The organism is Bradyrhizobium daqingense (assembly GCF_021044685.1).
Lineage (GTDB): Bacteria > Pseudomonadota > Alphaproteobacteria > Rhizobiales > Xanthobacteraceae > Bradyrhizobium > Bradyrhizobium daqingense.
In genome coordinates, this window is the sequence record NZ_CP088014.1 from 6,685,889 (window position 1) to 6,707,975 (window position 22,087).

At 64.3% G+C, this 22,087-nt stretch carries 19 protein-coding genes; 12 read left to right on the top strand and 7 right to left on the bottom strand.

The features are described from left to right. Positions 1 to 10 precede the first annotated feature (10 nt). From LPJ38_RS31970 to LPJ38_RS31980, 3 genes are all read left to right on the top strand, one after another. Positions 11 to 760: a glycosyltransferase family 2 protein gene (locus tag LPJ38_RS31970; RefSeq protein ID WP_145629005.1), complete on the top strand. Its 750-nt coding sequence runs from the start codon at positions 11 to 13 to the stop codon at positions 758 to 760. 196 nt (positions 761 to 956) lie between these two features. Next, complete coding sequence (locus LPJ38_RS31975; protein ID WP_231088462.1) at positions 957 to 2,336, top strand: DUF6056 family protein; 1,380 nt, start codon at positions 957 to 959, stop codon at positions 2,334 to 2,336. Positions 2,337 to 2,364: 28 nt separating this feature from the next. Then, positions 2,365 to 3,327 carry a glycosyltransferase family 2 protein gene (locus tag LPJ38_RS31980; RefSeq protein ID WP_145629009.1) on the top strand — a complete coding sequence of 321 codons (963 nt, stop codon included), beginning with the start codon at positions 2,365 to 2,367 and terminating at the stop codon, positions 3,325 to 3,327. Between the two features lie 12 nt (positions 3,328 to 3,339). On the opposite strand, the gene LPJ38_RS31985 is transcribed toward LPJ38_RS31980, so the two are convergent. The 3 genes from LPJ38_RS31985 to LPJ38_RS31995 are packed head-to-tail and all read right to left on the bottom strand — an operon-like array spanning position 3,340 to position 6,042. After that, the gene (locus tag LPJ38_RS31985) at positions 3,340 to 4,263 is read right to left on the bottom strand and encodes a transketolase family protein (RefSeq protein WP_145629011.1); all 924 of its coding nucleotides are present in this window, start codon (positions 4,261 to 4,263) and stop codon (positions 3,340 to 3,342) included. Then, positions 4,260 to 5,012 carry a transketolase gene (locus LPJ38_RS31990; RefSeq protein ID WP_231088463.1) on the bottom strand — a complete coding sequence of 251 codons (753 nt, stop codon included), beginning with the start codon at positions 5,010 to 5,012 and terminating at the stop codon, positions 4,260 to 4,262. The genes LPJ38_RS31985 and LPJ38_RS31990 overlap by 4 nt, the downstream gene beginning before the upstream one ends. A 43-nt stretch (positions 5,013 to 5,055) precedes the next feature. Continuing rightward, positions 5,056 to 6,042 carry an NAD-dependent epimerase/dehydratase family protein gene (locus LPJ38_RS31995; RefSeq protein WP_231088464.1) on the bottom strand — a complete coding sequence of 329 codons (987 nt, stop codon included), beginning with the start codon at positions 6,040 to 6,042 and terminating at the stop codon, positions 5,056 to 5,058. A gap of 109 nt (positions 6,043 to 6,151) precedes the next feature. Between LPJ38_RS31995 and LPJ38_RS32000 the strand changes: the two genes are divergently transcribed. After that, positions 6,152 to 7,105, top strand: coding sequence for a sulfotransferase family protein (locus LPJ38_RS32000; RefSeq protein WP_145629018.1), 954 nt, complete (start codon positions 6,152 to 6,154; stop codon positions 7,103 to 7,105). Beyond that, on the top strand, positions 7,095 to 7,985 hold the full coding sequence (locus tag LPJ38_RS32005; protein WP_145629020.1) for an aminoglycoside phosphotransferase family protein: 891 nt from the start codon (positions 7,095 to 7,097) through the stop codon (positions 7,983 to 7,985). The genes LPJ38_RS32000 and LPJ38_RS32005 overlap by 11 nt, the downstream gene beginning before the upstream one ends. Here LPJ38_RS32005 and rfbG read toward each other — a convergent pair whose 3' ends face one another. Beyond that, entirely contained in the window at positions 7,986 to 9,044 is a 1,059-nt protein-coding gene (gene rfbG, locus LPJ38_RS32010) for a CDP-glucose 4,6-dehydratase (protein ID WP_145629022.1), read from the bottom strand. It lies immediately after the preceding gene. Beyond that, the gene (rfbF, locus tag LPJ38_RS32015; RefSeq protein WP_145629024.1) at positions 9,041 to 9,811 is read right to left on the bottom strand and encodes a glucose-1-phosphate cytidylyltransferase; all 771 of its coding nucleotides are present in this window, start codon (positions 9,809 to 9,811) and stop codon (positions 9,041 to 9,043) included. The genes rfbG and rfbF overlap by 4 nt, the downstream gene beginning before the upstream one ends. Before the next feature lie 193 nt (positions 9,812 to 10,004). Between rfbF and LPJ38_RS32020 the strand changes: the two genes are divergently transcribed. The 7 genes from LPJ38_RS32020 to LPJ38_RS32050 all read left to right on the top strand — a co-directional run bounded on the left by LPJ38_RS32020 (position 10,005) and on the right by LPJ38_RS32050 (position 17,157). Next, on the top strand, positions 10,005 to 10,967 hold the full coding sequence (locus LPJ38_RS32020) for a UDP-glucuronic acid decarboxylase family protein (RefSeq protein WP_145629026.1): 963 nt from the start codon (positions 10,005 to 10,007) through the stop codon (positions 10,965 to 10,967). Between the two features lie 43 nt (positions 10,968 to 11,010). Beyond that, positions 11,011 to 12,315, top strand: coding sequence for a hypothetical protein (locus LPJ38_RS32025; RefSeq protein ID WP_145629028.1), 1,305 nt, complete (start codon positions 11,011 to 11,013; stop codon positions 12,313 to 12,315). Positions 12,316 to 12,319: 4 nt separating this feature from the next. Next, positions 12,320 to 13,498, top strand: a complete 1,179-nt coding sequence (locus LPJ38_RS32030) for a CgeB family protein (protein WP_145629030.1) — start codon at positions 12,320 to 12,322, stop codon at positions 13,496 to 13,498. Positions 13,499 to 13,623: 125 nt separating this feature from the next. Further along, the gene (locus tag LPJ38_RS32035; protein WP_145629032.1) at positions 13,624 to 14,070 is read left to right on the top strand and encodes a cupin domain-containing protein; all 447 of its coding nucleotides are present in this window, start codon (positions 13,624 to 13,626) and stop codon (positions 14,068 to 14,070) included. Next, entirely contained in the window at positions 14,067 to 15,188 is a 1,122-nt protein-coding gene (locus LPJ38_RS32040; RefSeq protein ID WP_145629034.1) for a DegT/DnrJ/EryC1/StrS family aminotransferase, read from the top strand. The genes LPJ38_RS32035 and LPJ38_RS32040 overlap by 4 nt, the downstream gene beginning before the upstream one ends. After that, positions 15,185 to 15,952, top strand: a complete 768-nt coding sequence (locus LPJ38_RS32045; RefSeq protein ID WP_145629036.1) for a class I SAM-dependent DNA methyltransferase — start codon at positions 15,185 to 15,187, stop codon at positions 15,950 to 15,952. Before LPJ38_RS32040 ends, LPJ38_RS32045 begins: the two co-directional genes overlap by 4 nt. Beyond that, positions 15,949 to 17,157 carry a glycosyltransferase gene (locus LPJ38_RS32050; protein ID WP_145629038.1) on the top strand — a complete coding sequence of 403 codons (1,209 nt, stop codon included), beginning with the start codon at positions 15,949 to 15,951 and terminating at the stop codon, positions 17,155 to 17,157. Before LPJ38_RS32045 ends, LPJ38_RS32050 begins: the two co-directional genes overlap by 4 nt. 10 nt (positions 17,158 to 17,167) lie before the next feature. On the opposite strand, the gene LPJ38_RS32055 is transcribed toward LPJ38_RS32050, so the two are convergent. Both LPJ38_RS32055 and LPJ38_RS32060 read right to left on the bottom strand, forming a co-directional pair. Continuing rightward, the gene (locus tag LPJ38_RS32055; RefSeq protein WP_145629040.1) at positions 17,168 to 18,748 is read right to left on the bottom strand and encodes an MATE family efflux transporter; all 1,581 of its coding nucleotides are present in this window, start codon (positions 18,746 to 18,748) and stop codon (positions 17,168 to 17,170) included. 372 nt (positions 18,749 to 19,120) lie between these two features. After that, entirely contained in the window at positions 19,121 to 22,084 is a 2,964-nt protein-coding gene (locus tag LPJ38_RS32060; RefSeq protein ID WP_347339009.1) for a M10 family metallopeptidase C-terminal domain-containing protein, read from the bottom strand. Between the last annotated feature and the right edge of the window lie 3 nt (positions 22,085 to 22,087).

A 22,087-nucleotide genomic window follows, 5' to 3' on the forward strand; every position in this document is an offset into this window, starting at 1 on the left:
CGGACCCTTCATGCCGCTCGTCTCGATCATCACCCCGTCCTGGAACGTCGAAAGTCTGATCGAGGAGACGATCCGCTCGGTGCAGAGCCAGACATTCGCCGATTGGGAGCTCCTGATCGCGGACGACTGCTCGACGGACGCCACGCCGGCCATCATCGCGGCGATGGGCGAGCGCGATCCGCGCGTCAAGCTGATGCGGCAGGTCAAAAACGGTGGCCCGGCGCTCGCGCGTCAGGCCTCGATCGACGCCGCCCAAGGCCGTTATCTTGCCTTCCTCGACAGCGACGATCTGTGGCTGCCCGAAAAGCTCGAGCGGCAGCTTGCCTTCGCGAAACAGAAGCAGGCTGCCGTCAGCTATACCGCCTTCCGTCGTATCAACGAGACCAACACGGTCACCGGCAGGCTGATCGAGGTGCCGGCCTCGCTCACCTACGACCAGCTCCTGAAGAACACCGCGATCGCGACGCTGACTGCGATGGTCGACCGCGAGATCTCAGGTTCCATCGCGATGAAGAACGAGGGCTATGACGATTTCTGCCTGTGGCTCTCGATCCTCAAGCGTGGCCACACCGCATACGGTCTCAACGAGGATCTGGCGCGCTACCGCGTAAGGGGTTCTTCCGTCTCCAGCCGTCCGATGCGCTCGGCCAAATGGGTCTGGCAGATCTACCGCAATGTCGAACACCTCTCGCCGATCAGGTCCGCTTGGTGTTTTGCGCATTGGGGGGCGCGAGCCTGGCTGAAGCGGCGGGAGTTCTAGCGGACCCGCCGCGCAGCCCCCCCTGCAACGACCGGAACTGAACATTGCGACCGCTGCGGGTTGGCCCTAATCTGCAGCCGAGTCGAGGGGACTTTGCTTGTATAATCAAATCGTTACTCCATTGGAAGCGCGTCCCCTCGCCAATCGCCGGGCGCGGATGGTCTGGGCGCTGTGCAGCATATGTCCCGCAGTTTTCTTGCTGTGCCTGTTTGCGCTGACCCTGCTCAGCGCACCCGAGCATGACGATTTCTGCTTCGCGGAGCTGTACGCACGCCACGGCTTCGTCCACACCGTTTCGCTCTTCTATCATGCGCAATCAGGCCGGATCCTCGCCCTCTGGCTGACCCAGCTTCCACCAGCAATCTCCGCCGCGACGGGAATCAGCCTGTTGTCGGCCTATTCACTGACGATGGCAGCAAATGCCGGACTGTTCCTGACTGCGACGGCTCTCGCCACGGTCCGCGCCTGGCCGCGCGCCGGCGCGCTCCAATTGGCCTTCCTCACACTTGCGTTTGCGAGCGCGGTGGTCGGCGCAGCGCCCAGCGTTCGGGATCTGCTCTATTGGTTGTCGTCCGTGACCTGCTACGTCCCGTCGGCTCTGATCACCATCCTAATCCTCGGGGAGTGCGTCCGGGCGCTGGACGGGCAGACGCGTTTTTCGTGGCTGCTCACTCTCTCGATGGCGCTGAGCGGATTCGCGGCTGCTCTTGGCAATGAATTCACCGGACCCTGGCTCATCCTGATCGTCTTGGCCTCCGTCGGCGCGCGCCATCTCTTCGGCCAGCAACGCCAGATCCTGCATCATATCCTGATCGCTGCAGCCATCGCCGTCGCCTGGATCATCGTCGTATCGGCCAGCGGCAACAGCACGCGCATGGGACAGCTCCCGAACAGCGGCCACCCGATCTGGTCCATCTTCCAGGCGCTTGTCGACTCGCTCGGCGGTTTGGGGCGCTTGCTGCGCGAGCCTGCCATCGTCGCCTGGCTCGCCGCTGTCGGTCTCATTGCATTGGCCGAGCCGGACCCGTCGGTCCAAGCACCGCAAAAGAGCAAGCTGTTGGCACTCGGCACGATCGCGATCTGCCTCGCGTGCTGTTATTTCGCATATTTCGCGCATCGTTATGCGACCGGCATGCGGCTGGTCGAACGGGCGCAGAACCCGGCACTGATCCTGCTGCTGTTCGGATCGACGCTGGGCGTCAAGCTGGTCGTCAGCGCCTACCGTCCGCAATTGCGCGAACGTCTAGCTGCGAGCAGGTTCCGCGGCCTGCTCGGTCCGGTCGGGATGCCAGCGGGCCTGATACTCCTCACGGTCGCTGCGCTGTGCCTGAGCTCGACGGCATTTCAGCTGCGCGCGCAATGGCAGGACCTGTACCCATACTGGCGCGAGAGTGTCGAACGGCACATCCATCTGACAACGAGCCCCGAGCCGGCTATCGCGCTTCCCCGGCACAAATGGACACCGTCGCTGCTGATGACCGCCGACGTGACCGCCAACGCCGACAGATTGCCCAACGACTGCATCGCCAGATATTATCACAAGACCGCCGTCTACGCCGCCGACACCGCGCGGTGACCACTTGCCTTGCCCCAGAGATGCGAACGTGAAAACAATCAGCGTCATCACGCCCTGCTACAACGAACAGCTGAACGTCAGGGATTGCTATGAGGCGATCCGGCAGATCTTCGACCGCGACCTCCAGGGCTATCGGCGCGAGCACATCTTCTGCGACAACGCCTCCGACGACCGCACGCTGGAGATCCTGCGAGAGATCGCCGCACAGGATCCCGCGGTGAAGGTCATCGTCAACGCGCGCAATTTCGGGCCGCTGCGCAATACCTACAACGGGGTGATGGCGAGCAGTGGCGACGCCGTCCTCCTGTTCATGCCGGCAGACCTCCAGGATCCACCCGAACTGCTCCCCGAATTCGTCAAGCTATGGGAAGCCGGCAACGAGATCGTCTACGGCATCCGCGCCGTGCGCGAGGAAAGCCGCCTGATGCGCGGGCTGCGCGATGCCTATTACCGCGTGCTGACCAGGTTCTCCGAGCTTAAGGTGCCCCCGGGAGTCGGTGACTTCCAGCTCGTCGACCGGCGCGTCGTCGAAGCCATGCGTCACGTCCGTGACGCCTATCCGTTCATGCGGATGATGACGTTCGAGTGCGGCGGCCGCATGGTCGGCGTGCCCTACACCTGGCGCGAGCGCAAGAAGGGTTTTTCGAAGAACCGCGCCAGCGCGCTGATCGACCAGGGCCTCAACGGGCTGGTGTCCTTCACCACGGCCCCGGTCCGTTTCGGCCTGTTCGCAGGTTTTCTGATCTCGGCCCTGAGTATCGGCTATGCCATCGTCAACTTCGTGATCGGCCTCGTTCTGTACCGGCAGCTCGCCGAGCCCGGCATCATCACGCTGATCGTCGCCATGTTCTTCTTCGGCGGCGTGCAGTTGTTCTTCATGGGCATGATCGGCGAATACGTGCTCGCGATCTACGGACAGGTGCGCGAGAAGCCCGTGGTGTTCGAGCGCGAGCGCGTCAATTTCGATCCGCCGCCGCCCTCTGGTGCGTGAGGCGCAGACGCCTCAGCGCGCAGCCAGCGACTGCTCGATCCGTGCGACGATGGCCTGCACCGACAGGCCGGCCGCGTCGAGCAGCGCCTCGCGTGATCCCGCCTGCGAGGTCTTGCCGCCCTGCTCGGGAATGCCAAGACCCGTGACCGGCGGCCGCTGCGCATCGCCCGCGAACGCGCCCGCCACGAGGCTGAACAGCCCGCCGCGCAGAATGTGCTCCTCCAGCGTCACGACCAGCGATGCACCACGCACGGTGTCGCGGATCGCGGCCTCGTCGAGCGGCTTCAAGCAGGAAACGCTGACCACACCCACGTCCCTGCCGCGCCCGGCGAGCTCGTCGGCCGCCTCCAGCGCGCGCGAGGCGATCGGCCCCGACGCGAGGATGACGACCTCACGTCCGTCGCGCAGCACACGCGGCTTGCGCAGGTCGGTCACGGCGGCCCCGAGATTGGGCTCACCCTGCCGGCTGAGCCGTAGATAGGACGGTTTGCCGCTTCCAGCGATCAGACGCGTCGCGGCCCGCACCTCCATGGGATCGCAGGGCACGAACACCTCGATGCCCGGCAGCATCGACATGATGCCTGCGTCCTCCAACGCATGGTGCGTGTAGCCCTGGCTGCCATAGGCGTAGCCGGCACCCACCGCCACCACCTTGACATCGGCGCCGTGGTAGCAGACGTCGTTGCGCAGCTGCTCGAGGCAGCGCAACGTCGGGAAATTGCCGATGGAGTAGATGAAGACCGTCTTGCCCGACAGCGCGATGCCGGCGGCTATCCCTGCCATGTTCTGCTCGGCGACGCCGACATTGAGGTAGCGGTCGGGAAACTTTGCCGCAAAAGGCTCCAGCACGGAATAGCCGAGATCGCCGCAGAGCAGCCAGATGTCGGGATTCTCGCTCGCAGCCTGCGACAGGCTCTCGATGAACGTGGTCCTCATGCACCGACCTCGGCCAGCGCCTGCGCGAGCAGCTCATCCGAGGGCGAGCGGTAGTGCCATTCGAGCTTGTTCTCCATGAAGCTCACGCCCTTGCCCTTCACGGTATGGGCGATCACGACGGTCGGCAGGCCCGATGGTGCTGGCACCGTGCCGAGGACGCGCTCGAGCGCGTCGAGGTCGTGGCCGTCGATCTCCTCGACCCGCCAGCCGAACGATCGCCACTTCTCCGCGAAGGGATCGAGGTTGAGCACCTCGGCGACCGAGCCAAAGCTCTGGATTTTGTTGAAGTCCACGACGACACAGAGGTTGTCGAGCTTGTGGTGGGGCGCGAACAGGATGCCCTCCCAGTTCGAGCCCTCGTCGCATTCGCCGTCGCTGAGCAGGCAGAACACGCGGCTGCCGCCGCCTGCCGAACGCGCCGCCAGGGCCATGCCGATCGCGATCGGCAGGCCATGGCCGAGCGAGCCGGTCGAGACCTCGACGCCGGGCACCGCATGGCTGACGTGACCGGTGAAGATCGATCCATCGCGGCAATAGGTGTCGAGCTCGGCGAGGGAAAAGAAACCGCATTCGGCAAGCGTCGCGTACATGATCGCGGTGGCGTGGCCCTTGCTGAGCACGAAGCGATCGCGGTTCGGGCTTTGCGGATCTGCAGGATCGACACGCAGGATGCGCGTGTACAGCACTGCAAGGATGTCCGCCATCGAGAGGCAGCCGCCGATATGGGACGCCTTGGCAGCGTGCACCATCCGCAGCGCATGCGCGCGGATTCGGCGGGCGAACTCCCTCGGCTCAGGACAATTTGCGGGAAGGGGTGGTCGCGTCATGCCAGTTTACCGTTTCGCGTAGGCCTTCATCCAACGACACTTCGGGCTTCCAGCCCAACGCCAGCGTGCGCGAAACGTCCGCAGCCAGGACCATAACTTGGTCGGGCCGATACGCCAACTCGCCGAAGCCGAGCGTCGCGCCTGGGTCGACGAGGTCGCGCAACCGCGTCACGGTCTCACGCAGCGGCGGCGCGTCCGGACTGCCGAGGTTGAAGATGCCGCTCGCAGCATCATGCGTGATGGCGAGCCGAAAGGCGCTCGCCGCGTCGCGCGCGTGCAAAAATCCCCAGCGCTGCTCGCAAGCCGTGAGGGCCATGTGTTGTCCGGAGCGCAGGTTACGGATCATGCTCGGGATCAGCCAGTGATCCGCGTCCTTCGGGCCGTAGGTCGAGAAGATCCTGAGCCACGCCGCGCGCAGCCCCCGCTCCTCGCACAAGCGCAGCGCCATCGATCCGGCCGCCAGCTTGGCCATGCCGTACAACGTCGTCGGTCGCGCGGCGTCGTCCTCGCGGATGGCGCGGTCGTAGGGCCCGTATTCCGCCTGCGATCCAGCGCCGACGAATATCCTGGCGCCGACCTCGACTGCGATTTCGGCGAGGCCGACCGTGTCGGCGACGTTGACGGCCTGAACCGGGCTATTGCGCTCGGCGCCGGCGACGCCGCGCCAGGCCATGTGCACGACCGCCTCCGGCCCGAAAGCTCCCAACGCTCTGCGCAGCCCATCCAGATCATCCAGACCGCCCGCCACGACGTGAAGGCGGTCGCGAACCTCCCCCAGGCGCCAATCGGAACTTGTTGGCCGCAACAGGACAGCCACCTCGTGTCCCCGCGCCACGAGGTCGGCGACCAAGTAGGAGCCCAGAAAGCCGCTCGCGCCGGTGACGAAAATACGCATGGCCCCCGGGTAGATCACGACCCTGGGCGCGTCAATGTCCCACGTCCCGATTGCCACCCGACCCGAAGCCGAGCGTCCCGATCGAGCCCGATCCGAGCTTGATTATCCGGCCCATGCGGCTAAAGGGAGGGCGGAATCGATGTTCCACGACGCAGGGGTTGGACGTATGAGTGACTTCAGGCTGGCCATGGTGTCCGCGGGCTTCGAGCACGGCGGCAACGTCACCCATCGTCATTTCGACGGCCATCCCGACCTCCTCGTCTATCCCTTCGAGTCGCAGCTCGGCAACCGCAATTTCAACGACTTCCTCGCCTCGGTCGAGCGCGTTCAATACCGCTATCCCGAATTCCCGGAAGGGCTGACGGCGATCGAACTCTACGAGCAGATGATCGACGAGGAACTGAAGACGTTCCTGCGCAAGCGCAACGGCTCCAAGTTCCGCGACGCGGATTGCGTGCTGGACGAGAAGAAGCGCGTCGCCGAATTCGCCCGGCTCGTCGGCGAGCCCCCGATCTTCCGCCGCCAGGTGATCGAGGCCTTCTTCCGCGCGACCTTCGCGGCCTGGGAGAACTACTACACCAAGCCGCGTCCCGGCATGGTCCATGTCGGCTACTCGCCCGCCATCGGCATCGACGCCGACCGCATGGTGCGCGACTTCCCCAACGTGCGCATCCTGCACATCGTGCGCAACCCGTTTTCGGCCTATCGCGACACCAAGCGCCGCCCCTTCCCGCAGCCGCTGACCAAATACCTGATCACCTGGAACATCTATCACTCCACGGTCGAGATGTTCGCGAAGATGTATCCGGACAACGTGCGCATCTTCCGCTACGAGGATCTCGTCGAGGACAAGCGCAAGTTCATGACCGAAGCCGCCGGCTTCATCGGCGTGCCCTTCGCGGACAGCATGCTTTATCCGAGCTGGAACGGTGTCGAGATCAAGGACTCCATCGCGCCCTGGGGAACCGTGCTCAAGAGCACCAAGGACTACAACCAGGCCGTCATCCAGGAGCTCTCGGATGAGGAGCGCAAGCAGATCGCACAGGGCACCGCGGCGCTGGCCCGCCATTTCGGCTACGACGGCATCGACTATCTGAGCCCGCTCTATCGTGCTGAGTAAGATCGCCTTCCACGAAGCCGACCACCGCCCCGACATCGCCGCCGAACGCGCGTGCCTTCTGCCCGCACTGCGGCAGCATCTGCAATCATCAGGCAGCGACGTCACCGTTGCCCCTGTGCCGGACGGCACGCTCGGCATCTGCTTTACGGCGGACATTATCGGCGAAAAGCGGTTCATGAAGACGCATCTTCCGGGCGCGGCCGCACGCGGCAGCCTCGCCAAGGAAGCGGAGATCCTCTTCCAGCTCTACGGCGAGACGATTGTGCTCGACCGTTTCGAAATCCGGCTTGCGGACGAAACGGACCGGCTCTGCCTGATGATGCCCGCCCTCGCACCGCTGACCGGCCCGATGCCGTCCGCTGTTGCCGCCGCGATGGCGGACGCGCTCAGCGAGCGGCTCAACGACTTGCGGCCGGGTCGGCTTGCCTCGTTCGAGCACTATCTGGCATCCGCGGAACGGGCCCTGAAAATGCTGTCGGAGCGCGGTCTGTTGAAGCGGGCCAGCGCGGCCGAAATGCAGCGGCTGATCGCGTTGCTTGGAGATCGTCTTCCTGACCTGCCGAGCGCGCTCTGTCACGGCGATTTCGGGCCAAAGAACATCATGCTCCAGGCAGGCGAGCCACGCGTCATCGACTGGGAAGACGCATTCAACGGCATTGCCGGATACGACTATCTCTACTGGCTGACCTTCATGGAAAACCGGCCGTTCCTGCAGAGGGACGCCTTCGGCCGAACGAACCTTTCACAGGACGTCGAGCGCGCGATCCTCGCACTCGTCGTCCTGCTCAAATCTTATCTGGCGGTGCTGTCGGGCGCGCATTTGAAGCACGCGCTGTCGGCCGAGGCGCGCATTGCCGAGATTCTCGACCTGCCAGGCTGATTATGCCTGCGCGGCGACCTGATCGAGCTGATCAAGCGAGATCTTGCGCAGATCGCGCCCCTCGCGCAGCGCCTTGTACCAGTCGACGGTGAGCCGAAGGCCCTGAACCAGGTCGAGCCGCGGTCTCCAGCCGAGCTCGCTCCGCGCTTTCGCACAGTCGAGCCTGAGATAGGCTGCTTCGTGCGGATGCGGACCGGGGTCCGCGGTCCATCGCGCACCATCGCCCCACAGTGCGATCAGATGATCGACCACCGTCCCGACCGGCACCTCGCTTGCGGCATCAGGCCCGAAATTCCAGCCACCAACGAAGCGTTGATCGTCCGCCAGCCGCTCGACCAGCTCGAGATAGCCGAGCACGGGATCGAGTGCGTGCTGCCAGGGCCGCACCGAATTGGGGTTACGGATCCGCAGCGCTTCGCCCGCGAGGAACGCCTGCATCGCGTCGGGCACCAGGCGGTCGCGCGCCCAGTCGCCGCCGCCGAAGACGTTGCCGGCGCGCGCGGTCGCGATGCGTGCGGCGCCCTCCGCATTGAAGAAGCTGTGCCGATAGGCATGCGTTGCGAGCTCGGCGCAGGCCTTGCTGTTGCTGTAGGGGTCGTTGCCGCCGAGACGATCCTCCTCGCGGAAGGCGGCACCAGTGCCGGTGTTCTCGTAGCATTTGTCGGTGGTGACGATCAGGATCGCCTGCACGGAGCGCAAATGCCGTGCGGCCTCCAGCACATGCACCGTCCCCATCACATTGGTCGCAAAGGTCTCGACCGGCTCCTCATAGGACGGGCGCACCAGGGCCTGCGCCGCCATATGGATGACGATGTCGGGCTCCGCCTCCGCCATCGCAGTACGCAAGGCCGGGAGATCGCGGATGTCGGCGAGACGGTGCTTGATGCCGTCGGCGACGCGGGCCGTCACGAACAGCGCGGATTGGTGCGTCGGCGGCAGCGCATAGCCGTAGACGCTGGCGCCCAGGCGGCGCAGCAGCAACGAAGCCCATGCGCCCTTGAAGCCGGTATGTCCAGTCAGGAATACCTTCTTGCCGCGCCAGAATGCAGGATCCGTCACCAGATTCTCCACTTGGCGCGGTTGCCGGCCCACTCGCCCTCCAGGAAATTGCGATCGCGCAGCGAATCCATCGGATGCCAGAAGCCGGGATGCACATAGGCGCGCAGGTCGTCGCCGCGCGCGAGCTGCTCCATCGGCTCGCGCTCCCAGATCGTCTTGTCGCCGGCAATCAGGTCGCCGACAGACGGCGACAGCAGGAAGAAGCCGCCATTGATCCAGCCGCCGTCGTCACTCGGCTTTTCCTCGAAATTGACGACCCGGTCGCCCTCGATTGCGACCGCGCCGAAGCGTTTGGCCGGGCGTACCACCGAAACCGTGGCTCTCCGTCCATGTGCCTTGTGGAAGGCGATCTCGGCGCCGAGGTCGATGTCGGCGACGCCATCACCATAAGTCAGCGCGAAGAAAGGCTCATTTGCCACGTAAGGCAGCACCCGCTTCAACCGGCCGCCGGTCTGGGTGTCCTCACCGGTATCGACCAGCGTGACCCGCCACGGCTCGGCGGTTTCGCGATGGACCTCCATCCGGTTCTCCGCGAGATGGAAAGTCACGTCGGACATGTGCAGGAAGTAGTTCGCGAAATACTCCTTGATCATGTAGCCCTTGTAGCCGAGGCAGATCACGAAGTCGTTGAAGCCGTGATGGCTGTAGATCTTCATGATGTGCCAGAGGATCGGCCGGCCGCCGATTTCGACCATCGGCTTCGGTCGCGTGCTGGTCTCCTCCGCGATTCGGGTGCCCAGGCCTCCCGCGAGAATTACGACTTTCATCAAATCTGCTCCGAACGAGGAGACACACCCTCGCACTCCAGACGGCTTCTATACGAACTGGCCCCGCCTGAAAAACCGTCTGCGACCACAGCTATTGCGGTACTAAAATACCATATCGCGAGCCTATTGGCCTTTCCTCGCGTAGCCGATACCACTCAGCCCGCCCCGCCCGCGGACTCATCTGGAACCGATCATGCCGTTTGAAAGCTACAAGAACAGCCGCATCCTCGTGACGGGAGGCGCCGGCTTCATCGGATCGCATATCTGCGAGCGCCTGCTCGATGCGGGAGCCGAGGTGGTGTCTGCTGACAATTATTTCACCGGCAGCCGGCGCAACATCGCCCATCTGATCGCCAATCCGCTGTTCGAGGCGGTCAGGCACGACGTCACCTTCCCGCTCTACATCGAGGTCGACGCGATCTTCAACCTGGCCTGCCCGGCCTCGCCGATCCACTACCAGCGCGACCCCGTGCAGACCACCAAGACCTCGGTGCACGGCGCCATCAACATGCTCGGCCTCGCCAAGCGGCTGAAGGCGCGCATCTTCCAGGCCTCCACCAGCGAGGTCTATGGCGATCCGCTGATCCATCCGCAGACCGAGGACTATTGGGGCAACGTCAACCCGATCGGCATCCGCTCCTGCTACGACGAGGGCAAGCGCTGCGCCGAGACGCTGTTCTTCGACTATTGGCGCCAGCACGGCCTGCCGATCAAGGTCGCGCGCATCTTCAACACCTACGGCCCACGCATGCAGCCCAATGACGGCCGCGTGGTGTCGTCCTTCATCGTCCAGGCGCTCAAGGACGAGCCGATCACGGTGTTCGGCGACGGCGGACAGACGCGGTCGTTCTGCTATGTCGACGATCTCGTCGAGGCCATCGTGCGGTTGATGGTGACCGCGGAAGACGTCACCGGCCCGATCAATCTCGGCAACAATTCCGAGTTCACGATCCGCGAGCTCGCCGAGAAGGTCATCGAGCTCACGGGCTCGCGCTCCAAGCTCGTGTTCAAGCCGCTGCCGCAAGACGACCCGCGACAGCGCCAGCCCGACCTCGCCAAGGCGAAGGCGGTGCTGAACTGGGAGCCGAAGGTCGCGCTCGAGGACGGACTGAAGGAGACGATCGCCTATTTCAAGCGCTCGCTTGAAATCGCCTGATCGCGCTCGCAACTCCCCTCGTCCGCAAGCGAGCCCGTCCGCCATGAGCGCATCGTCCGGCATCATCAGCGATCTGCGAGCCCGGCTGGACTCCAGGGCTGCGCTGGCGGTCGCGCTGCTGCTGCACAGCGCCGTCACCTGCCTGTCGCTGATCAAGGTTGCGAACTTTCAGGCCTATATCCATTTCAGCAGCGACCGCGTCTGGATCGCGGTCGCGATCGCGGCCACTTTCGCGACCGTCTCGCTGCTGTTCGCCGCCGCCCGCTTCAGCTTCGGCTATTTCGTCGGCTTCTATTTCTACACGATGATCCTGGGCTTCCTGTGGATCGACGTCTTCTCCGAATATAGCTATCCCCGACTGCTCGCCGGGGTTTCGGCAGCATTGTCGCTCGTGCTGTTGCTGTTGCCGACGCTGTTCGTCCGGGCGCCGTTCCGGCAGCTCGTCACACTGTCGAATGCCCGCTTCGCGCAACTGCTCACGCTGATCCTGGTAATCTCCATCGTCACCATCGCCGTGGCGTCGACCTATAATTTCCGCCTGGTCGCGGTTGCGAACATCTACGACTACCGCGACGCGCTGCAATTTCCCGGAGCCGTACGGTATCTCACGGGCTGGGTGTCGAGCACGCTGCTGCCGTTTGCATTCGCGTGCTACTGGCTGCTCGGCCAACGCTGGCGCGCCGGCTTGGTGCTGATCCTGCTCCTGTTGTTCTATCCCATCACGCTGACGAAGTTCGCGTTCTTCACACCGGCCTGGCTGATCGCGCTGGTCGTTCTGTCGCGGCTTCTGGAGGCCAGAGCCTCAGTCATTGCATCGATCTTTGTCCCGATGTTGCTCGGCCTTGCCATCATCGTCCTCACCGGCGCCAGCCTTAATAGCATTCCCGGCAAATATTTCGACCTCGTCAACATCCGGATGATGGCGACGGCATCGAGCGCGCTCGACATCTACAACCATTTCTTCGCGACCCATCCGCTGACCTGGTTCTGCCAGATCTCCGTGCTCAAGCCGCTGATGCATTGTCCCTACGAGCAGCCGCTCGCGGTGGTGATGCAGAACACCTACGGTTTCGGCAATTTGAACGCGTCGCTGTTTGCGACCGAAGGCGTTGCGTCCGTTGGTCCATGGCTCGCGCCGCTAACCGCGCTCGCATCCGGTCTCGTGCTGGCGCTCGGCAACCGCGCCTCCGCGGGGCTACCGCCCCGCTTCGTCCTGATATCATCAGGTGTGCTGCCGCACGTCCTACTCAACGTGCCGCTCTCGGTCGCCATGCTTACCCACGGCACCGCCATCCTGTTCCTGCTTTGGTATGTGATGCCCCGCAGCCTGTTCGAACAAAAGCCCTGACGCCGTGCGCATCCTGATCCTCAACGCCGACTATCCGCGCTTTCTCTGCTGGCTCTATCGCCGCCGTCCGGGTCTCGAGAACGAACCTTATGCGGCGCAGATGGCGGCGCGGAACGCCAGCCTGTTCGGCGTCGCCGATTTCTATTCGCGCAATTTCGCCGGCCTGGGGCACGTCGCCGCCGACATCCATGTCAACAATCCCTGGATGCGGGCCGCATGGGCGCGCGAGCGCGGCCTCGCCGTCACCGATCCGTCGCCGCCCGGCGCGCCCGCCGCGCGCGATGCCGTTCCCGGCTGGCTGCAACGCGCGGTCGCGCCGTTCAAGCCGGTGCTGCGGCCGCTCGCGCGCAAGGTCGGGCTCAGCCCGCGGCTCGATGCGGAAGCGGAAAAGATCCTGCTGGCGCAAATCGAGGACTTCAAGCCGGACCTCGTCCTCAATCAGGATCTGTTCCATGTCGACACGCGTCTGGCGCGCAGGATCAAGCAGATTGGCCGTCCTATCCTGATCGGCCAGGTCGGCATCTCGCCCTCGCGCGGCGAGGATTGGTCGGTCTATGATCTCATGATCTCGCAGATGGCGGCGGTCGTCGATTACTTCCGCCAGCAGGGCGTGCGCGGCGAAGTGGTCCATCTCGCTTTCGAGACAGGCATCCGCGACATCTTGCCTCCGCCGCCCCAGGACAGTTTCGACGTCACCTTCGTCGGCGCGGTGTCGGCGGATCATCAGCTCCGCGTCGCGCAACTCGAGGCGGTGGCGCGGCGCTACGATCTCAAACTGTTCGGCAGCGGCCTGCAATCTCTCCCCTCCTCCTCGCCGCTGCATCGCTGCTATCAGGGTGAGGTGTGGGGCGTGGAGATGTACCAGGCCCTGCGCGCCTCCCGCATCACGCTCAATTCGCACATCGACATGGCAGGGCGCGAGGCCGGCAACGCACGTCTGTTCGAGGCGACCGGCGTCGGCGCATTCCTGTTGACCGACTTCAAGGACAATCTGCACACGCTGTTCGCTCCCGACCGCGAAGTCGTTGCATGGCGCGACGTTGACGATTGCCTTGCCCTGATCGACCGGTACCTCGCGGACGATGCGGCGCGCCTGTCGATTGCGAAAGCGGGACAGGCCAGGACATTTGCCGCCCACACCTTCCGCCGGCGTGTCGAGGAGATCCTCACGCACATTGGCTGAATCCCCGTTGGGGGCGCAACAAACGACATAGTCCGTGCGCCCTTGACGGTCCCGGCCAAAATGGCCAAAGTGCGCAGCAGGATAGCTATCTCACTCTAATCACAGCGTTTTTGTCGAGGCTCACGATGGAACACGTCGAACACGTTCGATTCGGCGACCAGCTCTACGCGATCATCGTGCGCGCCTCGTTCCGCGAGCCGGGCATCCACTTCTTTTCGACGCCGGAGTTGTCGCAGCAGCTCGCCTTCATGAGCCATCCAAAAGGCAAGACCATTGAGCCGCACCGCCACAACAAGGTAACGCGGGAGGTGCACTACACCCAGGAGGCCCTCCTGATCCAGAAGGGCAAGCTCCAGGTCGACTTCTACACCGTCGAGGAGGAATATCTCGAAAGCCGCGTGCTCGGTGCCGGCGACATCATCCTGTTGTGCAGCGGCGCGCACGGCTTCCACGTGCTCGAACCGCTCGAGATGTTCGAGATCAAGCAAGGTCCCTATTCCGGCGAGAACGACAAGACCCGGTTCGCCGAAGCCGACCGATCAGAAATCCGGATCAAAGGCCCAGGCCTGTGACTGCGCCGTTCATTCCCGTCAACACGCCACTGCTCGACGGCAACGAGGCCGACTATCTGGCTGAATGCATCCGGACCGGATGGATCTCCTCGGAAGGACCGTTCATCAAGCGCTTCGAGCAGGCGATGGCCGAAGCTGCGGGACGGCGACACGGCATCGCCGTCACCAACGGTTCGGTCGCGCTCGAGATCGCGGTCCATGCGCTCGGGCTGCCGGAAGGCTCCGAGGTCATCATCCCGACCTTCACGATCATCAGCTGCGCTGCCGCCGTGGTGCGCGCCGGCCTCGTGCCGGTTGGCGTCGACTGCGATCCAGCGACCTGGAACATGACTGTCGAGGGCGTGGAAGCCGTCATCACCCCGCGCACGCGCGCGATCATGCTGGTCCACATCTATGGCCTGCCGGTCGATCTCGATCCCGTCCTGGCGCTCGCCCGCAAGCACGACCTGAAGGTGATCGAGGACGCCGCCGAGATGCACGGCCAGACCTATCGCGGCGCGCGCTGCGGCGGCTTCGGCGACGTCTCCACCTTCAGCTTCTATCCCAATAAGCACGTCACGACCGGTGAAGGCGGCATGATCCTCACCGACGACGATGGCCTCGCCGATCGCCTGCAAGGCTATCGCAATCTCTGCTTCCAGCCGCAGCAGCGCTTCGTTCACGAGGAGTTCGGCTGGAATGCGCGCATGACCAACCTCCAGGCCGCGCTCGGCATCGCCCAGGTCGAGCGCCTGCCGCGGACCGTCGAGATCAAGCGCCGGATCGGCCGGCTCTATGACGAACATCTCGGAGGGCTCAACCGCATCCGCCGCCCGGTCGCCCGCACCTCGTACGCCGACAACATCTACTGGGTCTATGGCATCGTGCTGAACGACGACGTTCCGTTCGACGCCAAGGAAGCGATGCGCCGCCTCGGCGAAAAGGGTATCGGAACGCGACCGTTCTTCTGGTGCATGCACGAGCAGCCGGTGCTGCGCCGGATGGGCCTGATGCTCGACGAGAGCCATCCGCACGCGGAATACATCGCCCGGCGCGGTTTTTACCTGCCGAGCGGACTTGCCCTGACCGACGACGAGATCGCCCGCTCGGCGGAGGCGCTGAAGGAGATTTTGGCGTGACGGTTTTCGCCGACTACGCGCCCTGGTACGACCTTCTCTATCAGGACAAGGATTACGCGGCGGAGGCGGCGTTCGTCGAGGCATGCTTGCGCGACCACGGCGTCGCCTCGGGCCGGCTGCTCGATCTCGGCTGCGGCACCGGCCTGCACGCGCTGGCCTTCGCCCGCCAGGGGTGGAACGTTGCCGGCATCGATCTCAGCCATGAGATGATCACCAGCGCCAAGGCGCGCGCCGGACAGGCCGGTCTGTCCATTCCGTTCCGGCAAGGCGATGCCCGCGAGACCGGCCCCGAGCGCGACTTCGACGCGGTCGTGTCGCTGTTCCACGTCGCAAGCTACCAGACCAGCCGCGATGCGTTGACGTCGATGTTCCGGACCGCGCACACCGCGTTGAAGCCGGGCGGAGTGTTCTTCTTCGATTATTGGTACGGCGGCGCCGTGCTGGCGCAAGGCGTCGAGACGCGGGTCAAGGTGATCGAGCAAAAGCCGCTGCGTCTGACCCGCATCGCGCAATCCGACCATGACGAACAGGCCGCGACCGTCACGGTGAACTACACGCTGTTCTGCGAGGACATGGAACGCGCCACGATCCGGCGCATCGATGAAGCGCACCATTTGCGCTACTGGTTTCCGTTCGAGATCGACGCCGTGCTCATCGCGAGCGGCTTTCAGCCCGCCGCTCACGCCGCGTGGCTGACCCAGGACGCTCCGCACACGAAGAGCTGGGCGGCCTACGCGATCGCCCGAAAGAGCATCACACCGTGAGACCGCTGCGTCTCGCCGTCATGTTGGAACAGGCCCTCGAGGTCGGCGGCGGCTTTCAGCAACCGCTGAACGACCTGCTCTGGCTGCGCGACTGGGCGTCCAAATCGGGCAACGAGATCGTGGTGTACTCGCCCGATCCGAGGACGCTGGAGATCCTGAAGGAGTTCGGTGTCACAGCCCGCCTCCTGAAATTCGGCCCGCTCGACCATGTCTTCCTGTTCCTGAAATATTGCGGGCCGTTCGATCTCGTCCAGATCGCATCGAAGCTGAAATCGCCGTTCGAGCGCACGCTGATCCGCGACGGCATCGACGTCGTGCATTTCACCTCGACCTCGAAGCGGCATTTGCTGCTCTACGAGCTGCCTTTCATCATCACCATCTTCGACGGCTGCCACCGCGACGCGCCGGAATTTCCGGAAGTGCGGACCTTCGGCGAATTCGAGCGCCGCGAGATCCTGTTCGGCCTCGCCAGCATCAAGGCGGCGGTCGTCATCGTCAACGCACCCGAGCTGACCGACGATCTCTGCCGGCGTTACGCTATGCAAAGAGAGCGCGCGGTCTGCATCCCGTTCTCGCCCTCCACCTATGTCAGCCAATCCCAGCCTAATGCCGACGCCGACGCGGCGGTGCTGACGAAGTTCCGGCTCGAGCCGGGCTATCTGTTCTATCCAGCGCAGTTCTGGCCACACAAGAATCACGTGACGCTGCTCGCCGCACTCGCCCTCCTGCGCGAGCGAGGCATCATCGAACGGCTAGTGCTGTGCGGCTCTGACCGTGGCGGCCGCGACAAGATCGATGCGGCGATCCGTGCCTACGGATTGTCGGATCAGATCTCGATCATCGGCTTCGTCGAGTCCGTCGAACTCGGCGCGCTCTACCGCAGCGCCGCGGCGCTGGTGATGCCAAGCTATTTCGGTCCGACCAATCTTCCACCGTTGGAAGCCTGGGCGGTCGGCACACCGGTGATCTATCCGGAGGCGTTCAAGGCGCAGGCCGGCGATGCCGCCATCCTGTTCGACTATGACGAGCCGCGCTCGCTGGCGGAGGCGATCACGGCGCTGCGCACCGACGGCACACGCGAGCGGCTGCGCGCGGCCGGCCGTCTCCGTCTCGCGCAGTTTACCGCGGAGACCGAAGCCGGCCGCCTTCAATTCGCCCGGCACCTGGAAAGGCTGAAGCACCGGCTGGCATTGACCGCGCGTTAAACGGCAACAGCTAAGCCGGAATCAGCGCCCGCAAGCGCTCGCGCAGCGCCGTGTTCAGCAGCGGACTGGCGAGCAGGCCGACCGCGACCAGCCAGATCGCGCATTCCAGGACGAAGTGCAGGACTCCGCTCCCCGGCACGAGCGCGATGATCGCCTGCCCGATCAGCCAGCCCGACGCCACGATGGCGCCGCCCATCAGCACCAGGATGGCGATGTGCCTGAACGGATGATTCAGCGTCTGGCGCATCACCATCAGCGCGAGCAGCCCGAACTGCACGAGGATGTCGCTCGCGACCACGGCGAGCGCGGCACCGAGCGGCCCGAGCCGCGGGATCAGGACGATGGACAGCGCCAGGAAAACGACGAGCTGAAGTCCCTTGGTCCGGATCAGGAGGTCGCCGCGATTGCTGTGATTGGCAAAGACGAGCGCCAGCAGCGACGGCGCGACGGCCGCCGAGCCAAGCAGCAGCGTCACCGTGAGAGGCGCGTCGTAAGGGATGCTGCCATGGGTCCACAGCGCGAAGAAGTCGGGCCAGAACGGCAGCAAGCCCGCGACGGTGAGGCAGGCCAGGGCCGTCACGAACACCGAGCCGTGGGCATAGAGGCGCCGCAGCCGCTCCCTGTCGCCGGTCGCATGATCGTGGCCGAGTTCGGCGGCGAGCGGCAGCGTCACCTGGAGGCAGAGGCTGCGCACCAGGCTTGCGATCACGCGGGTCAGCCCCCATTGCGCCACTGCGACGCGGTTCGTGACCAGCGCCGACACCAGCAGCACCGGGACGTTGACCAGCGCGAGCTCGGTGATGTTGGCGACCGCGAAGGGCAGCGCGCGGCGGAATTGCCCGAGACTCCAACGCAGGGACGGAGATACGAACGGCGGCTTGCCAGCACGGCGCAGGAAGGGAAACCAGCGCGGCGCGTCGAATGCAGTGAGGAAGACCGCGAGCAGGATCTGCATCGAGACGAACGCGATCGCGACCGCGAGCAGGCTGCCGAACATCGCGAGTGCTGCGAGCTGCGCGATCTGTCCGAGTAGCAGAGCGGCGTTCTGCAGCCAGACCGTCCGGCCATACCGGCCGCGCACGCGATAGAGACCCGAGACGAGGTTCGAGGGCAAGGTCAGGAGCATGCCCAGAATCATCACCAGCATCGCGGCATCGAATGTCGGTGTCGCCTGGAAGCCGAGCACTACCGATGGCGGCGCCAGGACAACGGCGACGCACAGGAGGACACCGAACCCGCCGACAATTGCAAGATAGATCCGCCGCAGAGCCGAATAGAAGCTCGCCGTGCGTCCGTCGCAATCGGCGCAGGACTTGAAGGCGAGAAAGCGGTTGATCGCGCGGAGCTGCAATCCCGCGTCCGCCACCACGACGAGACTGCCCGCTGCATAGATCGCGAGCCAGGCTGCGAGCATGTCGCCGGTCCAGACGTGCAGAAAGGCGGGGATCAGCAACAGCTGCTGGGTCAGCCCCAGCACCATCTGGACGAGGTTCGCGGACCAGCCGTGCAACAGCCGGCGGGCACGGCCGGCCCCACCGGCTCCGCCTGCACCGTCGGCCTTTCCGGACGACTCAAACTGCGTGTCGGTCAAGCCGCATCCTTCCCGGCGCGCGATCGGCCTCGCACATCGAGGAGTCCTGGCAGGTCACACGCGCGATAATCGTCATATCCGAGGCGGCTCTCACAAAAAAGCGCGAAAACAACCCCATGCACAGTAGACGGATGCAGCTTTGTCAATGACTTAGCAGGCGCCTCGGACGCCTTCCGGATTTTGCGAATCGATTTGACTCGTCGGGCAAAACAGGGGCAAGGTGTCACGTTGGCGAAAGTGCCAGATTTCGCCCGTCACGCCCTGATCACTCTGCCGTCTCAGACGATAATACTCGTCGCGCTGCGAAGGGCCCCACGCTGCAGCTCGCAGCTCGCCGAGGCACATCGGTGCGGCGCGACGAGACGCGCATCGTCAGCCGAGCAGGAAGCCCTGGTCCTGCAGAGCGTGCAGAACATCAATCAGACTGATCTGCGCCGTGGCATCCTGGCTCGCCGGCGCCGCGGCCAATGCCGACGACGAGGGCGTGGTCTGTGCACCAACCCAACCGGGCATGGTGTCGGGCACGTCATGCGAACTGGATGATGGCGATCCCCCGTGATCGGAATTGAACACGAAGCCGTCGGTCCACGGCGCTGCGCCAACGGTCCCGTCGCCGTTGAGGTCCTGCTGCAGCGTCGGCTCGAGCGCCTTCAGCGCTGTATCGTTCCCCAGCATCTCGGGAGCGGAGCCGAGAGTCGTGAGGAAGTTGCCGGCGCTGTTCGTGCTCCAGACCGAATAATGCGCGTTCGCCGAGTTCTTCCAGACGACATCGTAGCCGCCGCCGGTCACCTGCTCGGCGGCAATGACGGACCATGTGCCGTAGTTGGCCGCGACCACCGCAGCGCCGCCATATTTCAGGGTTGGTCCGGTCCCGGTCGAGATGCTGTTCAAGTAATAGCTGCCAGCAGAAAGGACTGCACTGGTCGATCCGAACGTCTCAATCGTGACGCCGCTGATGACAGGGACACTGGTGACCCCGATCGTTCCATCACCGTTGAGGTCCTGATGCAGCGTCGGCTCCAGCGTCTGCAGAGCCGGATCCGTTCCCAGCATTTCGGGAGCCGAGCCGAGGGTTGTGAGGAAATTGCCAGCGCTGTTCGTGCTCCAGACCGAGTAATGGGCGTTCGCAGAATTCTTCCAGACCACATCGTAGCCGCCGCCGGTCACCTGCTCGGCGCTGATGACTGACCACGTACCGTATTGGGCCGCGACCACCGCAGCGCCGGCATACTTCAGAACGGGTCCGGCGCCGGTCGACACGTCGGCCAAGTAATAATTGCCACCGGACAGCACCGCCTTGGTCGATCCGAACGCTTCAATCGTGACACCGCTGACTGCGGGAACACCGATCGTGCCGTCACCGTTGACATCTTGCTGCAGTGTCGGTTCCAGCGCTTGCAGCGACGCATCGCTCCCGAGCACCTCAGGGGCTGCAGCGAGAGTCCTGAGGAAATTGCCGGCGCTGTCCGTGCTCCAGACCGAGTAATGGGCGTTCGCCGAGTTCTTCCAGACCACATCGTAGCCGCCGCCGGTCACCTTCTCGGCGGCGATGACTGACCACGTGCCATATTGGGCCGCGATCACCGCAGCGCCGGTATACTTCAGAACGGGTCCGGCGCCGGTCGACACGTCGGCCAAGTAATAATTGCCACCAGACAGCACCGCCTTTGTCGATCCGAACGCTTCAATCGTAACACCGCTGACTGCGGGAACACCGATCGTGCCGTCACCGTTGAGATCTTGCTGCAGGGTCGGTTCCAGCGCTTGCAGCGACGCATCGCTCCCGAGCACCTCAGGGGCGGCAGCGAGAGTCCTGATGAAGTTACCGGTGCTGTCCGTGCTCCAGACGGAATAATGGGCGTTCGCAGAATTCTTCCAGACGACGTCGTAGCCGCCGCCCGTTACCCGCTCGGCGCCGATGACTGACCATGTGCCATATTGGGCTGCGATCACCGCAGCGCCGGCATACTTCAGAACGGGGCCGGCACCTGTCGACAGATCGGCCAAGTAATAGTTGCCACCGGACAGCATCACGCCGGTCGATCCGAACGCTTCGATCGCGGTCGGTACGAGGCTGGAGCTGGCCAACGTGCCATCGGCAAATTGGAAATTTTCGACGCCGGTGACGGTGTCGGTACCATTGGGCGCGCCGCCGCGCTGGTCCGTCAGAGTGAACGTCTGGGTGGCCGCATTGTACGAGACCAAATAATTGGACCGGCTGCCCGAAAACACCGCGGTGTCGGTGCCCGAGCCGCCATTGATGGCGTCATTGCCCGCACCGCCTGTGATCCTGTCGTTACCGCCGCCGCCGTTCAGCGCGTTGGCGATCGCGTTGCCCACCAGCGTATCGTTGCCGGACCCGCCGATGGCATTGTCGATGTAAGACCGCGCGTCGCCGTTGTAGAGATAGGCGTTGTAAACGTTGCCCGATGCGTAATGGCCGTTGCCGAGATTGGCCAGTTGCACGGAAGAGAACAACGACGCCGCACCGGGATTGAGGTTGATGCTCAAATTCGTCGTGTAGTTCGACAGGTCGTAGGTGTCGACGCCGCCGCCGTCCCAGACCGTTTCATAAATGCGATTGGCCGAGCCTCCGACGCCGCCGCCCGGCGCGAGCTGTCCGACACCGTTGATGAATTCCTGCCCTGTGGTCGGATTCCAGGTGTAGACCGTGTTGCTGCTCTGGGTCGTGAAGTCCGCGCCATACATGGTTTGAAGCGCAAGGATATCGTTCGCCATGTAAGTCTGCGAAAACCCGTACGCCTCGTTGGTGTAGCCACCCGTGGTCGAGGCACCGACATAGCTGCGATAGCTCATGACGGTATATTCGCTGCTGTCGTGCGCGCTCGGCACCGCGACGTTGCCGGGGCCGCCGGCCTCTTGGCTGTGCTTGAGGCCGAGAGCGTGGCCGAGTTCATGCAGCGCGGTCGTGAAATAATAATTGCCGAGCTTGGCGAGCGAGAAGTTGTACTGGGTCCCGAACCAGATGTCGCCACCGGAGGCGTAGTTTCCGGGATAGTAGGCGTAGGCGGTCGGGTTGGCCGCCGGGGACTGCGCGACCATGATGTCGGCACCGTTCGTGCCTGCGTATTGGATGTCGGCGTTGGTGTAGCCGAGGATCAATCCGATCGCGTAGTTGATCGCCGTCTGGATCTGGGTGGGCGTCGAGGCAAAGCCCGAGGTGGTCGGCTCGCCGCTGCCGCCGTAATAGGGATTGGAATAATCGCCCGCCGCGTCGGGAAAGCTGTAAGTAATCGTGCCTGACCATTTGTATCCGGACAGCAGGCCGTCGATCTCGGCATTGTTCGTGGCACTGACGTTGACAGCGGTGGCCAATGG